General features: G+C 46.2%; 18 protein-coding genes, 2 pseudogenes and 1 riboswitch. Of the genes and pseudogenes, 10 read left to right on the plus strand and 10 right to left on the minus strand.

From position 1 onward, the window contains the following. Positions 1-63 precede the first annotated feature (63 nt). Positions 64-164, plus strand: a riboswitch (TPP riboswitch). 89 nt (positions 165-253) lie between these two features. Both JCM11969_RS03855 and JCM11969_RS03860 read left to right on the plus strand, forming a co-directional pair. Next, positions 254-1552 (plus strand): acetylornithine deacetylase, encoded by a 1299-nt coding sequence (locus tag JCM11969_RS03855; protein ID WP_054708457.1) that lies wholly within the window; start codon positions 254-256, stop codon positions 1550-1552. Between the two features lies 1 nt (position 1553). Further along, positions 1554-2105, plus strand: a complete 552-nt coding sequence (locus JCM11969_RS03860; protein ID WP_054708460.1) for an ECF transporter S component — start codon at positions 1554-1556, stop codon at positions 2103-2105. Positions 2106-2146: 41 nt separating this feature from the next. On the opposite strand, the gene JCM11969_RS18655 is transcribed toward JCM11969_RS03860, so the two are convergent. The 4 genes and pseudogenes from JCM11969_RS18655 to JCM11969_RS03875 form a co-directional block, all read right to left on the minus strand. Beyond that, on the minus strand, positions 2147-2332 hold the full coding sequence (locus JCM11969_RS18655; RefSeq protein WP_263850002.1) for an alpha/beta hydrolase family protein: 186 nt from the start codon (positions 2330-2332) through the stop codon (positions 2147-2149). After that, positions 2319-3083: pseudogene (locus tag JCM11969_RS18665) on the minus strand (alpha/beta hydrolase fold domain-containing protein). Before JCM11969_RS18665 ends, JCM11969_RS18655 begins: the two are co-directional and overlap by 14 nt. A gap of 1 nt (position 3084) precedes the next feature. Next, positions 3085-4308, minus strand: a complete 1224-nt coding sequence (locus JCM11969_RS03870; protein ID WP_054708463.1) for an MFS transporter — start codon at positions 4306-4308, stop codon at positions 3085-3087. A gap of 107 nt (positions 4309-4415) precedes the next feature. Then, positions 4416-5243, minus strand: a complete 828-nt coding sequence (locus JCM11969_RS03875) for an AraC family transcriptional regulator (protein WP_054708466.1) — start codon at positions 5241-5243, stop codon at positions 4416-4418. Positions 5244-5400: 157 nt separating this feature from the next. On the opposite strand from JCM11969_RS03875, the gene JCM11969_RS03880 reads away from it, so the two are divergent. Then, on the plus strand, positions 5401-6429 hold the full coding sequence (locus JCM11969_RS03880) for a D-cysteine desulfhydrase family protein (protein ID WP_054708470.1): 1029 nt from the start codon (positions 5401-5403) through the stop codon (positions 6427-6429). Between the two features lie 47 nt (positions 6430-6476). Here JCM11969_RS03880 and JCM11969_RS03885 read toward each other — a convergent pair whose 3' ends face one another. Further along, positions 6477-6998 carry a folate family ECF transporter S component gene (locus JCM11969_RS03885; protein ID WP_054708473.1) on the minus strand — a complete coding sequence of 174 codons (522 nt, stop codon included), beginning with the start codon at positions 6996-6998 and terminating at the stop codon, positions 6477-6479. A 133-nt stretch (positions 6999-7131) separates the two neighbouring features. Here JCM11969_RS03885 and JCM11969_RS16980 point away from each other — a divergent pair. From JCM11969_RS16980 to JCM11969_RS03910, 4 genes and pseudogenes are all read left to right on the plus strand, one after another. Beyond that, positions 7132-7576 (plus strand): annotated as a pseudogene (locus JCM11969_RS16980) (methylated-DNA--[protein]-cysteine S-methyltransferase). Between the two features lie 127 nt (positions 7577-7703). Then, a complete protein-coding gene (locus JCM11969_RS03900) occupies positions 7704-8366 on the plus strand; it encodes a DNA alkylation repair protein (protein WP_054708482.1) in 663 nt (220 codons plus the stop codon). Between the two features lie 60 nt (positions 8367-8426). Next, positions 8427-8744, plus strand: coding sequence for a hypothetical protein (locus JCM11969_RS03905; RefSeq protein ID WP_054708485.1), 318 nt, complete (start codon positions 8427-8429; stop codon positions 8742-8744). A gap of 199 nt (positions 8745-8943) precedes the next feature. Continuing rightward, the gene (locus JCM11969_RS03910) at positions 8944-9234 is read left to right on the plus strand and encodes a hypothetical protein (RefSeq protein WP_156319246.1); all 291 of its coding nucleotides are present in this window, start codon (positions 8944-8946) and stop codon (positions 9232-9234) included. Between the two features lie 729 nt (positions 9235-9963). Here the strand turns inward: JCM11969_RS03910 and JCM11969_RS03915 are convergent. The 5 genes from JCM11969_RS03915 to rpmG all read right to left on the minus strand — a co-directional run bounded on the left by JCM11969_RS03915 (position 9964) and on the right by rpmG (position 11560). Beyond that, a complete protein-coding gene (locus tag JCM11969_RS03915) occupies positions 9964-10164 on the minus strand; it encodes a hypothetical protein (protein ID WP_156319247.1) in 201 nt (66 codons plus the stop codon). Next, the gene (locus tag JCM11969_RS03920; protein ID WP_054708493.1) at positions 10149-10886 is read right to left on the minus strand and encodes an AEC family transporter; all 738 of its coding nucleotides are present in this window, start codon (positions 10884-10886) and stop codon (positions 10149-10151) included. The genes JCM11969_RS03915 and JCM11969_RS03920 overlap by 16 nt, the downstream gene beginning before the upstream one ends. Positions 10887-11097: 211 nt before the next feature. Beyond that, positions 11098-11262: a 50S ribosomal protein L32 gene (gene rpmF / locus JCM11969_RS03925; RefSeq protein WP_054708495.1), complete on the minus strand. Its 165-nt coding sequence runs from the start codon at positions 11260-11262 to the stop codon at positions 11098-11100. A gap of 11 nt (positions 11263-11273) precedes the next feature. Then, positions 11274-11393, minus strand: coding sequence for a putative metal homeostasis protein (locus tag JCM11969_RS18040; RefSeq protein WP_162231448.1), 120 nt, complete (start codon positions 11391-11393; stop codon positions 11274-11276). A gap of 14 nt (positions 11394-11407) precedes the next feature. Further along, the gene (gene rpmG, locus JCM11969_RS03930) at positions 11408-11560 is read right to left on the minus strand and encodes a 50S ribosomal protein L33 (protein WP_054708498.1); all 153 of its coding nucleotides are present in this window, start codon (positions 11558-11560) and stop codon (positions 11408-11410) included. Between the two features lie 183 nt (positions 11561-11743). Between rpmG and JCM11969_RS03935 the strand changes: the two genes are divergently transcribed. The 3 genes from JCM11969_RS03935 to JCM11969_RS03945 all read left to right on the plus strand — a co-directional run bounded on the left by JCM11969_RS03935 (position 11744) and on the right by JCM11969_RS03945 (position 14767). Continuing rightward, the gene (locus JCM11969_RS03935) at positions 11744-13153 is read left to right on the plus strand and encodes a DHA2 family efflux MFS transporter permease subunit (protein WP_054708501.1); all 1410 of its coding nucleotides are present in this window, start codon (positions 11744-11746) and stop codon (positions 13151-13153) included. Between the two features lie 18 nt (positions 13154-13171). Beyond that, positions 13172-13594 (plus strand): MarR family winged helix-turn-helix transcriptional regulator, encoded by a 423-nt coding sequence (locus JCM11969_RS03940; protein WP_054708504.1) that lies wholly within the window; start codon positions 13172-13174, stop codon positions 13592-13594. 429 nt (positions 13595-14023) lie between these two features. After that, on the plus strand, positions 14024-14767 hold the full coding sequence (locus tag JCM11969_RS03945; RefSeq protein ID WP_054708506.1) for an SDR family oxidoreductase: 744 nt from the start codon (positions 14024-14026) through the stop codon (positions 14765-14767). Positions 14768-14790 lie beyond the last annotated feature (23 nt).

The following is a 14790-nucleotide window of genomic DNA, read 5'->3' on the forward strand; positions in this document are numbered from 1 at the left end:
AGCTGTCCTGAAAGTATTGTGAGGTTTCACTTGTAATTCGCCAACACTTATGGCATGATTTGAATCAAAAGCGAGGGGAGCCCCATGTGGGCTGAGACGGTTAACGACCGGACCCTTTGAACCTGAGAGTTAGAACTCGCGTAGGGACGGCTATGAGACATGAAAACACGCGCGATTTCTAACCTCTTGACTGCTAGTTGAGAGGTTATTTTGCGTGGATCAACACGTCTGTCCCCTGAGGAACACAGAAAGGATGAGCAGTTTGGCAAAAGCGACAGAACAGGCACTGCTGCAGGCGCTTGAAGATCACCAGGATGACTTGTTTGAAAAATTAGGACAATTAGTTGCGTTCAAAACAGTGTCGCCAACGGCACGGAATACCACACCGTTACAAGAGATGATTACGACACAACTGGAAACGGCGGGGTTTGACGTCAAGACGCAGCCTTTCTATGACACGGATACGCTGGTGTCCGCGACCCTTCATGGTACTGATGCGAAGGCACACAACAGTCTGTTACTTAATGGCCATGTTGATGTGGCCACGATAGCTGACCAGGACTGGCAGACCGACCCGTTTACCATGCAACGCAACGGTGACTTGGTGATTGGCCGCGGTGTGAGTGATATGAAGGGCGCCATGGCCTGTTTTCTGTACTTGTTCGACCAGCTGAAGGCCCTTGGTGTGCAGTTGCCGGGTGATTTGAAATTCCAATCTGTCGTGGGTGAAGAGGCCGGTGAAGCTGGGACCAAACGGTTGCTGGAACAAGGAGAGACGGTGGATTTTGCGTTGGTTGGCGACACAAGTGATCTGCAGTTGCAGGGACAGGGTGGCGTTATTACTGGCTGGGTCACGCTCAAGAGTCAAAAAACCTATCATGACGGTAACCGCGTCAACATGGTGGCGGCTGGTGGCGGATTAAAGGCTGCTAGTATGGTCGAAAAAATGGTTGTGGTCATTCAAGCGTTGCAAACGCTGGAACACTATTGGGCGGTTACGAAGTCTTATCCGGGGTTTCCTGCGGGGACGGATACGATTAATCCGTCGTATATTGAGGGTGGAATTCACCCAGCATTTGTGGCGGATGAGGCGAGACTCTGGATCACTGTGCACTTTTATCCCGATGAAAATGTTGATGATATCACCGCTGAAGTGGAACAGCAGGTTCTTGCAGCGGCGACGGCTGATCCGTGGTTACGTGATAATTTGCCAACATTTGAATGGGGCGGTGAATCGATGCTCGTTGATAAGGGCGAGGTCTTTCCGTCGCTTGAATTGGATGAGGATTCGGCGGCTATTCAGTTGTTAGAAGTAACTCATGAGTCACAGATTGGTGAGGCACCAACTGTGACCATGTCAACGTCTGTCGCGGATGGTGGTTGGTTTGACTACTTCGGCATTCCGTGTGTGATATACGGACCAGGTACTATGTCACAGGCACATACCAACGATGAACAAGCCAGCTTTACCCAGTTATTAACCTACATAAAGATCATTGCCCGCTTTGTTTGGCAATGGTGTCACGCTGAGAAACCAGCGAAGGAGAATTAACATGCAAAAGAAAAAATTTCACCTACAGGATATTATTTTAATTGCCGTGATGGCCATCGTTTTTGGTGCCATTTTTGTTGGGACAGATTATTTGTACAACGCACTGTATATTGTGATTGGCCCATTTGCGAACGAAGTGTTGTTTGGGCTGTGGATCATGGCTGGACCTCTTGCTATTTTTATGACGCGGATTCCTGGTGCGGCCATTGTCGGCGAAGTGTTGGGCGCTGCCGCAGAAGTGATTTTCGGTGGCACCTTTGGTATCGCAGCGTTGCTTTCAGGTATTGTTCAAGGTATCGGGAGTGAAGTTGGGTTTACCATCTGGCGGTACAAACGCTGGGACTGGGTCAGTCTGCTCACTTCTTCCGTGACAACGACTGTCGTGGCGTTTGCGTATGAAGTATTTAAACTGGGTTATATTCATTATTCGCTGCCGATGATTGCCGCGTTGTTTACAGTGCGGTTGATTTCCGTCATTTTCTTCGGCACGGTGCTGGTGCACAGCATTTACAGCCTGTTGGCACGATCGCGCGTATTGAAATTTAATCGATAATAAAAAGGGCTTTGACTGGATCGGTCAAAGTCCTTTGTGTGCTAGTTTAAAGCATTTTTGATGAAGTCAAATGTAATTTGTAGCACATCTGGCGTAAAGAACGCATCAGATCCGTGGTCGCTTTGGTCGATCTTATAGAACGAGACATTCTGATGGTGTGCCTTGAGTGCCTGATACAATAAGACGCTTTGCTGAAATGGGACAAGCCGATCCTTATTCCCGTGCATGATTAAAAACGGCGGCAGTTTCGTCACCCACATAGGTGATGGGATTTCCCTTTTGAACAAGGTCGGGGACGTCATAAATGTGGTTGGTGCCGAAAAACTCACCTTCGAGACTATGCGCGGTGATGTGGTCTTGAGTCGAGGGTACTTTGTTCATTTTGCTGATGTCAGTCGGACCATAAAAATCGATACATGCCTTATAATTCAGCGGTTGTTCAAGAACATCTTAGTCATTGAATTCTTGCAGGTTTGCGGTCACGACGGCCGTAGAAACAGTGTGGCCGCCGGAGGAATCTCCCCAAGCAAGATAGCGGTTAGCGTCTACGTGGTATTCGCTGGCATGACGTAACATAAAGCGCGTGGCCGTTTTCAAGTCTTTGATCTGTGCAGGAAAGGGGCTTTCTGGCGCCCATCGATATTCAACCATAGCAACCACGAATCCCTGGCTGGCGACGTGAATCATGTGTGCCATGTGATTGCCAAGTTGCTGCTTGTGAAAAGCTGACCCTTGAACCCACATGATGAGTGGGTACCGGTGAGGACTGTTTTCTGCCTCTGCTGGTGTAATGATGTGCAAATGTAGGGTCAAACCATTTTTAACTGCGTAAGGAATGTTGAGTTCAACGTGTGGATAACTTGGTGTAAGAGACACTTTTAAAGTCTTCATACCTTCTGGGACATCAGTGACTTCTGGAAACTCACTATAACTGTAGTTTTTTGGTGAAATGTATTGAGTCATATCTCGCTCTGTCATATCAATCTGTTCCTTTCAAAATGCTTTTTTGTTTTTTCGTATCAGTAAAGTATTCATATATAAGTCCGAGAACTAAGATAAGTGAAAATGCGCTCGCAAAATTAAATGCAAATTGACTGGTATTGTTACCGAATACGTTAGCAAGAAAACTATAAACATAAGGGGCAATGAAATTAGCTAGTGAAGCAGCGGCCGTTGTTGCTGAGGTTGCATAGGCCGAATTGGCTGCAGTGGTATGTTTGTTCACAGCTGCAAACATGTAAGGCATGAAAAGTCCAAATCCTGCGCCGGTTAGCATCATTGCGATGTAATAGACAACTACGCCATGCGTAGTAGCAATTATCAAATTTCCCATAAAAAATAGTACCGCAGCAATAATACCGCCAAAACGTTTAGCAAATTTCATATAAAATCCAAACAAAAGACCGGTAATTAGACCAAGGACTGAATAAGCAACCATCATGTTGGCAGCACCTGTGGCTGTAGCAATGTGTTCTTCAACTACCGCTAAGTTGAAATCAATATTAACGCCACCTTGACCTAAGTTAAAAAAGAAAGTTAAAAGTACCCATACAATCACATCTTTTCCAAGATGCCTACTCGTACCATTGCTTGAATTTTCTGAATTATCAATACGCTGATTTTCGCCTTCGCCGGCTAATTTTTTTGGTAAGAAATGAAGAGTTAAGACGAATACGACTAGACCTAATAGATATATCAAGAATGCTGACCGCCAGTTGATCGTAATGAGTAGGCCAATTGCGAAGGTCAGAACTGTACCTGAAATTCCGATAACAGCACTTTGAATTCCCATTAAGGTATTTCGTACTTCACCAGTATAAAGATCAGCAATCATGCTTGTCCCGATAGGTTGAATTAAACCTAAACTAAGCCCTAGAAAAACTCTGCTGGCTAAAATAATTGGAAAATTATTTAATACCATTGGCAGTAGACCGCTAATTGTCCAAAGCAACGCGCCAAAAAGAATGACATTTCGTTTGCCGATTTTTGTTGCAAGAAAAGCTGCCGCAATTAAGGCGATGAACTGTGGTAAGGCAGTGATTGAAAAAAAAGACTGCAAGGTGGCTTTAGACACCGACGGAAAGGCTTGACGGAGACTTGGTAACAGAGCCGATGTTGCGCTGGCGCCGGTGATTAAAAATGTTGAAGATAATAACGCGATTTTAAAAGATAGGGAATCGCGATTGTCGGACGTTTGATTCATGATGGTGCCCCCATTTCGTAAGATGTAAACGCATTTCACAAATTAATATTAAAGCGCTTTCAAATACGACATTAAGCAATATTCTGCTGAGATTGGGGTGAATCCTGCTATTGATGGGTCAGCCGATACTGGTTTGGGGACTGAGAAAAGTGATGCTTAAACGCCACATTAAGCGCTTTGACGTTAGGAAAACCAGTCGTAAATGCAATGGCCTCCAGACTGTCTGAGGTTGTTAATAACTGTTTTTCTGCTGCTAATAGACGCCGACTTGTGACGTACACTAATGGCGATTGATTCAGATATTTTTGGAACAAATGCGCAAAGTAGCTGGCAGACAAGTTGGCAATTCCTGCCAATTTTTCCACGGTGATCTTTTCTTGATAGTGGCGGTCGATCCACGTGATGACTGGGGAGAGATGATCCATTTGTGCGGAGTAATGGGGTGTTCTTTTAGTGGCATCGGCCTGAGAATAGTGAGTAACAAGGTCACTCAAGATAAGATAGACTAAACCAATCTGCTCTGCCTGCGTGCCAGTAGTTGCCGGGTGGCGGGTCGTCTGATATAAGGTGTTAAAATAGCCTTGGAGCTGAGTATCATTTGGAATACGATTCTGGATGTGGGTTTCAATCGCGATATTACTGGCAGTCAGGATATCGTTTGGCAACATCACGGTCAGCGCGACTCGTTTATGGTCTGTGGGTAAGTCCAGACTGTGCACCTCGTACGGATTGATGACGACAACTTCACCTTTTGATTGGTCAAAGTACTGACCGTTGACGGTGAAATTTGTGTTTTCACCAGTGATCACATAGGCGATTTCAAATGAGTGATGCCAGTGACTTAGGACACGGTGTGCAACGCCATTATCGTGAATGAGCAGGCGAAATGGCAGGTGTCGATTGGGCGTGATCGTTTCGTAGAAAATATCAGTCATGAGAATGACTTTCGTTAGTATAAATAGTGCCATTTTTGCTGGCTTAGTGTATGCTTATTCTAATTGAATTCTAATAGGATTTGTTACAGCTACCATAGCACGGAATGGCTGATTGCCCAACTATTCCAGATTTGTAGCAGTTAAAGGAGTGTCCTAAATGCCACCATACAACCAATTACCTAAATTCAACTTAGGCTTTTTCCCAACACCAGTTCATAAACTAGAACAGCTATCTGAACAACTTGGCGTGAACCTATATCTGAAACGAGATGACCTGACCGGCCCCAATCTGTTCGGCGGCAATAAGATTCGTAAGCTTGAGTACCTGGTTGGCGACGCCTTAAAGCAGGGTGCAGATACCCTGATCACCTTTGGCGCAACGCAGTCTAATCACGCGATGGAAACCGCGGTAGCAGCGCGAAAGGCAGGCATGGATGCCATTTTATACCTTGAGACGATCACGCCCAACAAAGTGGGGGATGATCGGGCTAATATTCTGGTCGATAAAGTGTTAGGTGCGAAGATTCACTACGTCTCGATGGAAAACCGAACGGAAGCAGAAGCGGATGCGTTTGCGATGGCGGCAGCCAAGAAGGAAGCGGCCGAGCTTGCCAAATCGGGTCACAAGGCCTACATCATTCCGGTCGGCGGTGCAACACCAATTGGGTCAACGGGGTTTGCGCTTGGGTTTAAGGAACTGATGGCTCAATTACCCGATATTGACGTTGATTATATTGTGCAGGGGAGCGGCACCGGCGGCACAGCAGCCGGGTTGATTGCGGGTGCTAAGGCGTTTTCTAAACCAGACCATCCCACGCAGATCTTATCGATGAATGTTAGTCCGAAACCGGAGGAACATTATCAAAAGGTTGTCGATATTGCCAATGATGCGCTTGAATTACTCGGTTTAGCGCGGAATGTGACCTTGGCGGATACTCATTTTGACCAGTCTTACTTTGTTGAGGGGTATGAGATTCCGAGTGCGTCAGGGTCAGCAGCAATCCAGTTATTGGCACGAACGGAAGGTATTTTGACCGATCCAGTTTATACCGGAAAAGCGTTTGCGGGATTACTGGATTACGTCAAGACCGGGCAAATCAAACCTGGTAGTAACGTTGTGTTCTGGCATACTGGCGGTGTTTCGGCGCTGTTTGCTGAAGATAAGATCGTTGGGAAATTGTATTAAACTAAAAAGCCAGCCACCCTTTGTTGGGGATGGCTGCGTTTTTGGTGTTAATCCAAATGACTTCTCTTCTGAATGATGGTGATGATATTTGATCTGAAAATAACAGTGAGCACCACCACGTAAATCACAAATGTAATGACTTCTTGTACGGTTCGAGTGGTCAGTAGGACTGACCAGTTGATTTGATACATGATGTGCAACCATAAACTATTTAACAAGAGATTGAGCCCCATTGTGACAATGAAACTCGAAATCATAATTTTAATGAACGATGGCGTGCGCTGTAAAAAGATACCGAACACAAGCCCCGTTAAAAAAGCGGTCAGAATGAACCCAGGGAAAAAACCGAACTTAGGGAATAAAATCATGCCAATTGTATACGCAATGGCTGCGATACTGGCTGTCCAGTAGGGTGAGAAGAGCTGGGCAGTTAAGGCAATGACAATAAAAGCGAAGGACAGTTTCATCGTTTGAAACTGGAGGACAAGAATACTATTTAAAACAACTTCAATGGCGACAAACATGCTGGCCAAAACGAGCTGTTTCAAGGGTGCAGAGGTGCGGGTCATTAGTGGGATTTTTCCTTTCGTGGCTGGGCGTCTAAGCGGGCAAATGAAGAGACCGTTGTAGCATTATTTTCTGAACTGCTTTAGTATAATGGAAATAATGATGATTGAGAAGACCCAGGAGGTGATGTGACACATGTTGTATTGTGATACATATGAAATACCAATCGTTGGCCGTTTAACATTGCTGGCAAACGACGACGCATTAGTAGGATTATGGTTCAATGGTCAGGCACACTTTGCCGCCAACTACGATCTAAGCCAGGCTGAGAAACGTAGCAATGCGATTATTGACACAACGAAACGGTGGCTTGACCGCTATTTTGCGGGTGCTTAAAGTGTTGCAGACGATTCCATATGGGCAATCGATGTCTTATCAAGAAGTGGCAAATGAAATCAGCCGTCAAACTGGGCATCGCTCCTCTGCCAGAGCGGTGGGTGGTGCTGTCGGGAAGAACCCAATTTCAATTATTATTCCTTGTCATCGAGTTTTGGGTAAGAATGGCGCGTTGACTGGGTATGCAACGGGCACAGATAAGAAGATTGCCTTGATGAAATTAGAGAACATGATTCTCGTTTGATGAAGTGCAAAATTGAGTTGGATGCCGAAAAGACTTGGGACGACGCCCTCAAGCCTTTCCGGTATCGTTCGGTATCGACTCCCATCGACTCATGAGGGAGCCGATACATGTAGAAAGGATCTGTTTCATGACCATCTTCGAAAAATTCAGCCTCATCGAAAACCCAATCAATCAGACACCAATGGCGAAGTACATGCGCAATCAATTCCCGTTTGCCGGGCTTAAAGCACCAGAACGTAAGCAACAGTCGCATGATCTGATTCAAGCTAGTAAAAAATTGCGAATCTCAGAGATCTTATCCGGAGTTACCCAGCTTTATCAACGCCCACAACGTGAGTATCAGTACGTTGCCATTGACATGTGTGTCGCTAATGTCAGGCGATTGTCGTTTGCTGATATCACGCACCTCACCAGATATATTACTGAAAAGTCCTGGTGGGACACCGTTGACACATGGCGAAAAGTTTTTGGCCTTTATATCATGCGTCACCCAGAGCAAAAACAAGCCGTCTTTGCGTTGTTTTATCAGAACGCGAATATGTGGATGCGTCGGGTGTCGATTATTCTACAACTGACTGAAAAAGAGACTCTGGATACGTTGTTGCTGACCAAGGCAATTGAAAACGACCTGAATACGGATGAATTTTTTATCCAAAAGGCGATTGGCTGGGCATTACGCAATTACAGTAAAATGGATCCTGAATGGGTTAAAAGGTTTATACAGACGCACCAGCTTAGCAAACTTGCCCGGCATGAAGGTGCTAAATACCTGACAGGTGTTTCAAATTAGTCATCATCTGTGTTAGGGTTAATGGAGTGACTAATCGGTCGAAAAATGGAGGCAGCACCAATGACACGCGACACCATTATTAATAATATTTTAGCAACACTAAAGACCCGTCAAAACAACGCAAAGGGTGTTCAGACTCGGGAAATGACGTTTCCAATCACCTTCACGCATGAGCATAAGGAAGCGGCGGGGTGTGCGATTATTCATGTTCAGCCGGATGGCCAATATGAGGTTAAAAGTTTTGATTCCAAGTACGCTAATGTCGAAGATCCATGGCGGACAATCTACCACGCCGCCCTATATGACTGCGACGAGGACCTTGATGGCCGTGAAAGTCTGATCGATGCGATTAATGATGGCATGCAGGTTAATTCATAATTGTATATGGTGATAATTTGAAATGACAAAACCGGCTATAAAGTCCTATTCATTAGGATTTATAGCCGGTTTTTATCGATTACTATCAATTGCAAAAATGCATATTTAATCGACCTATTAAGTATAAATTCTCATGAAAATATAACCGCTTTCGGCCTGAATCAGTGCTATCCTAAATCACTGGAAAGGACTGACAAAATTGCCTGAAAGTGCAGTAGCATCACGTGTACCCGTAGTACCAATGACGAGCTGGAAAAAACTAGCTCATCAGTATGATATCGAGGAACTCCCTGAAACCTGGAGCGCCACCAGCAAGCGTCTTTGCCGGCAACGCAACATTGGTTATATCGAAACGTTCAACGATCTAAAAGAGATTTATTACACGCTGATCGATAACGAATTTTTACAGGATATCGTGCGCTACCATCCTGAACAAGTCCACACTTACTGGGTTGATGATTTAGCACAGTATGTGTTTATTACCGAATAGTATTTTTGATTAAAATGATAACGGCGCGTTTAACTGCTGATGAATGGCAGTTAACGCGTTGTTTTTGATTTTTTTGGAGGTTTTCTCTGTTATATTGCGGAAACGCGTTTCAAAAGGGCCCCTTCGATTGTCGCGTTAGTTACATAACGCTAATATACCGCTTCGTTCCAGCGTTTGGCCCTGCAGGCTGAGGTGGAGTTGCTCCGGCAAAGCCGAATGATTCCACTACGCTACGATTCTGGCAGTGGTCGTTGCAGCTAGTAAGCATTCAAAGATGGTATCACGAAACCTCTATATTAATCGTTACTGGTGACTGACACATCATAAGAAGCATTGCTGTTAATAGCCTTACTAGCAGTCGAGGGCGGATTCTCTGCGAACTAGTTTTAATGTAATTGTGATGCTTAACTAGTGATAAAAAGGTAGCTCAACGTTAGTGGAATACAGCAATTTGGCACGGAGCTGTGGTGTCGAGATGACTTGGCGAGGGTTCTTTCCTCGCTTAGTCATCTGCGAGACGATGGAGATCCATTCGAGAGTTGCGCAGCAGAAATCGAATTAGCTTCATCGCGAGCCACTACGCGGAGTGCCAAATTGCGGAATGCAACGGACTATCACTGAAAAGTCCGCCCCCTAGGCTTCTTCCACGCTCTGTTGTTTTCTCTGTTATATTGCGGAAACGCGTTCCGAAAGGCAGGGGGCTGCTACGTAAGGGACTTCTTCCACGCTCTACAACTTCCAAAACCACTGCGCCACACCCATAAAGATCGGGATAGTTACCAGTGAACACAGCGTTGTTAAACCGACCACCGTGGTACTGAACAGGTAATTTTTCTTGAACGTTTTACTGAAGATGGCCATCAGAGCTGCCACCGGCGTTGCTTGCCCCAGCAAGATTACTTCCTTGACCAGCATTAAGTTGTTTGGCACAGCTTCAGCATGATCATCACAATCAGTGGGGCGATAATCAGCCTGGCACCCACAGCTTCGTACAAATCGCGGCTCTTCAGCGCATTACGAATGTCACCTTCTGCAAGGTAACAGCCCATCGCAATCATGACCAGCGGCAGGTTCATATTGGCAAGGTCGGATACGGCGGTGCCCAGTACGTGTGGCAGTTGCACACCTGTGAAGGCGAAAATCAGGCCGAAAACTAGTGCTAAAATGGCGGGATTAACCACTAACTTTTTCAACTGAATCGTGCGCCGGTCGCCCGAAATCATATAGATTCCATAAGTCCACAGTGAAAAGTTCGACACCCCAACGAAAATACTCATGTAAAACACACTGCCAGTTCCAAGAACGGCTTTCGAGAGCGGCAGACCAATAAAGCCAAGGTTTGCAAAAATCAACGCAAATCGTACCAGCATTTGACTTGGTTTACGAAAGAGCAATTTAGCGATAACGATGGTGACCAGCATCATGATGACCAGCAGCACCAAAATATCCAGACCATCCATGAGTTGCGACGATTTTAATTTACCGATAAAGGAATTCAGCAACAGGGCTGGATTTGATATGTAAATGACCACGTTTGAAATCTGCTGACTCCCATTTTCATCGATCAGGCCAACACGAAAACACAGAAAACCGATCAGCATGATCAAAAACATAATCATGGTCTGACCGAAAATGACACTTACGATTGCCAAGATAGTTCCTTCTTTCAATTCTCAATACTTTACATTATAGAACGAAGTGACGATGGAATTGTATAATTAATTAAAACGGCAGATAGTGGCGCTATTCATTCTGCCGGTGACACCACGTTGTCGCAATGAAAGCCAGTACTAAACACTCGACGAAAACAAAAAAAGCCCACCTGATCAGTGTCATGAAACACAGTTCAGGTGGGTGATTCGGTTACAAAACCTTGCGACCATTATAATACCCGTTATCAGAAACATGGTGGCTCAGTGTATAGGCTTGGGCCTTTTCGTCCCAATGAATCGCGGGGGTGGTCAATTTTTGGTTGGCGCGTCGGGACCGTTTCTTGGTCTTAGACGTGCGTCGTGCTGGTACTGCCATCGGTGGGCCTCCTACTTAGTGTTGGCTTGTTGGCGCTTGAAATCATTGATGATCTTCTTTGCGCGACTGCGGGTCTTGGCGTTGCTGCTCTTTAGACGACGGTATGCACTTGCTAAATCTGTTTTTTCCATAGTTTTGTTGCTCCTTATCTGCTGATTTCCCGAAAAACGACTGGGCGGCGTAACTTTGGTGAATACTTACGCAGCTCAAGTTTTTCTGGGGTGTTTTGCACATTTTTACTTGTGAGGTAGAGGCGTTCGTGGGTTTCCGGTGCCTCTAAAATAATGTTTTTTCTCATTGATTTTCTCCTATACAGTAATCATTACGATTGACATCATACCGAATTATTTGGCTAAGTGCAAGAAATTGTCTTTCCTATTTTCATGACGGTCACGATGAATGAAAATAGGGCGTTGACTATTCCCAACAATCGCGCTACGATATATTTCGTTAGTCTACTAACGAAATGAGGATGATAAAAATGCAAGCAACAACCAAAACACAAAAAATTGACCCGAAAGTCATTGCGGCAGTGATTGCCACTGGATTGATGTCTTTTTGCGGGGTCATTGTTGAAACGTCAATGAACGTGACGTTCCCGACACTGATGAAACAGTTCAACGTCACGACTAGTACGGTGCAGTGGATGACCACGGGCTATCTGCTGACGGTGGCCATTATTGTCCCGTTGTCAGCGACGCTTAAGCGACGATTTAAAACGAAATCCCTCTTTATTACAGCGAACCTGTTGTTTATGGCGGGTGTGCTGATCGATGCGACCGCACCGGCATTTTCGTTGTTGCTCTTTGGCAGAATCATTCAGGGGCTGGGTACTGGGATCGCGTTACCGCTCATGTTTAACATTATTTTGGAACAGGTGCCCATTAGCAAACGCGGCCTGATGATGGGGGTCGGCACCCTGATTACCGCAGTTGCGCCCGCGATTGGCCCAACCTTTGGCGGCATCGTTGCGAACGTGCTCGGCTGGCGGTTTGTCTTCATTATTCTGTGGCCGCTGCTTTTGATTTCTTTGGTGATCGGCATGCTGACAATCTCGCAGAAGAGTGCGATTCAAAAGGTGCGTTTAGATGGCATCAGTGTGGTCTTGATCATGGTCACGTTTATCGGTCTGATTGTCGGCTTCAGCAATATTGGCAACGGCCATTTTCTGAGTTTGAGTGTCGGTGGTGCTTTGCTGATTGGTGTCCTGGGCGTGATCGGTCTCGTCTACCGATCGATGCACATCACTGACCCGGTGATTGATCTGCGCGTTATCACCACCGGCCGATTCGGCGGTCACGTGCTGGCGTTCTTTTTACTCCAGCTGATTTCGCTTGGGATGTCGTTTCTGCTGCCAAACTACATTCAACTGGTCAATGGGTCAACGTCGACGATTGCTGGATTGGTCGTGCTTCCGGGGGCCGCATTAGGTGCAGCGCTAGCCCCAATCAGTGGTCGGATCCTCGACAATTTCGGTGCCCGTAAGCCAATTCTGTTGGGCTGCGGACTCGTGCTGGTCTGTTTGGTAATTTTCACGATTGTGGCACAAAACATGAGCAATGTCGTCATTATAAGTGTATATTTAGGCTACATGTTTGGCATTGGGCTGAGTTTCGGGAACATCATGACCAGCGGACTTGCGGAATTGAGCGCGCAGCAGCAAAGTGACGGCAACGCTGTCTTAAATACGCTGCAACAGTTTGCTGGGGCAACTGGGACGTCGATCGTGTCGGCCATTGTGGCGGCCAGCCAGTCTGGGCAAGGATCGCAGGCACAGTTGACGGCCGTTGGTACGCAACACGCGCTGATGGCGCTGACGCTCGCGATGGTCGTGGCAGTGATTGCGTTGTTTCGGTCGGTTCGGGTGTCAAAAATGCAAACAGTAAATTAGCAGAAACTAGGTAAAAACATGGCATCTAATTTTGGTGTGTTAATTAAACGGGCAGCTAACGATCAGGATAAGGCAATGGACGCCTACGCGCGGCAGTTTGATCTGACGGGTGTTCAAATGTCGATGATTGATTTTTTGGGGCGCCGGTCAAACGATATTGTGCTCCAACGTGATATTGAAGCAGAATTCAACATTCAGCGCTCCACGGCAACCGTGTTGCTGCAACGGATGGAGCGCAAGGGCCTCGTCGTGCGGCAATCAGCAGCAAGCGATGCCCGGCAAAAACAGGTGATGCTGACGCAGAAGGCAGTGGAACTTAAGCAGCACGTAAAGGACTATATCGACCAGCAACAGGCAAAGATTGAAGCGCAATTTTCAGAGGAAGATTTAGCCACGTTTAATCAGGTACTTCAGTTTTGGATTGAGGAGAATGCAAAGTAGAGTGTGAAGGAAAACGGTAGGAAGCGGAGTGTAAGTTAACTCTGGCAGAAATGCCCGAACTTGGCATTTTTGCCAGAGTTGGCTTACACGCAGCTTTCTGTTTTCCGAAACACGTTTCGGCACGGTAACAGAGAAAGCCAAAAGGCAGAAATGCCCGAACTTGGCATTTGTACCAGAGTTGGCTTACACGCAGCTTTCTTTTCCAAAACACGACTCAGCACGGCAAAAAGCGAGACTTTTAAACGCAACCCATAATTAATCAAACAAATAGGCGCCAACTAAACCCAAAATTTCGGGCAATAGTTGCGCCTATTTACATAGTTAAAAACAATTGAGTATCTTTTTTTATTTTTTTAAGCATTATCTCTTGCCTTCAAGTGCACTTGAAGGACTATTCTTGAGAAGAATTAAGAAAGGAAGTTTTAAAACATGACAGTTAAGGATAAAGTTGTTGTCATTACTGGCGCGTCATCGGGGATCGGTGCCGCCACTGCCAAACTATTAGCACAGAACGGGGCAAAGGTCGTTTTAGGTGCCCGTCGTGAGGAGCGGTTGCAGGCGCTTGTCAAAGACATTACTGCCGCTGGCGGTTTGGCCAGTTACGTTGTGACCGACGTGACGAAGCCGGAAGACCTCAAGGCGTTGGTTGCTCAGGCCCAGGCCGAATTTGGCGGTTTAGACGTCATCTTCAATAACGCCGGCATCATGCCATCGTCACCAATCAGCGCACTGCATACGGATGAATGGAACGACATGATCGACATCAACATCAAGGGTGTTTTAAATGGCGTTGCCGCTGTAATGCCGATCTTTACCGCACAAAAACACGGCCAGATCGTCACGACATCTTCCGTTGCCGGCATTAAGTCGTTTGCGGGCGCCGGCGTATACGGGGCAACGAAGTTTGCTGTCCGTAATTTGATGGAAGTCATTCGGATGGAAAGCGCACAAGAGGGAACCAACATTCGGACCGCAAGTCTGTATCCGGCAGCAATCAATACCGAGTTGCTGCACACGATTACGGATGACGCCACCAAGACGGGCATGGATGCCTTTTACAAACAGGTTGGAATTACACCCGACGCCGTGGCGCGCGTGGTCAACTTCGCCATTGATCAGCCAGAAGATGTGAACGTCAACGAATTTACAATTTACCCAACGAAACAAGCTTAATTGAACGCACCTAATTAAAAAAG

Source organism: Secundilactobacillus paracollinoides DSM 15502 = JCM 11969 (assembly GCF_001311135.1).
Classification (GTDB): Bacteria; Bacillota; Bacilli; order Lactobacillales; family Lactobacillaceae; genus Secundilactobacillus; species Secundilactobacillus paracollinoides.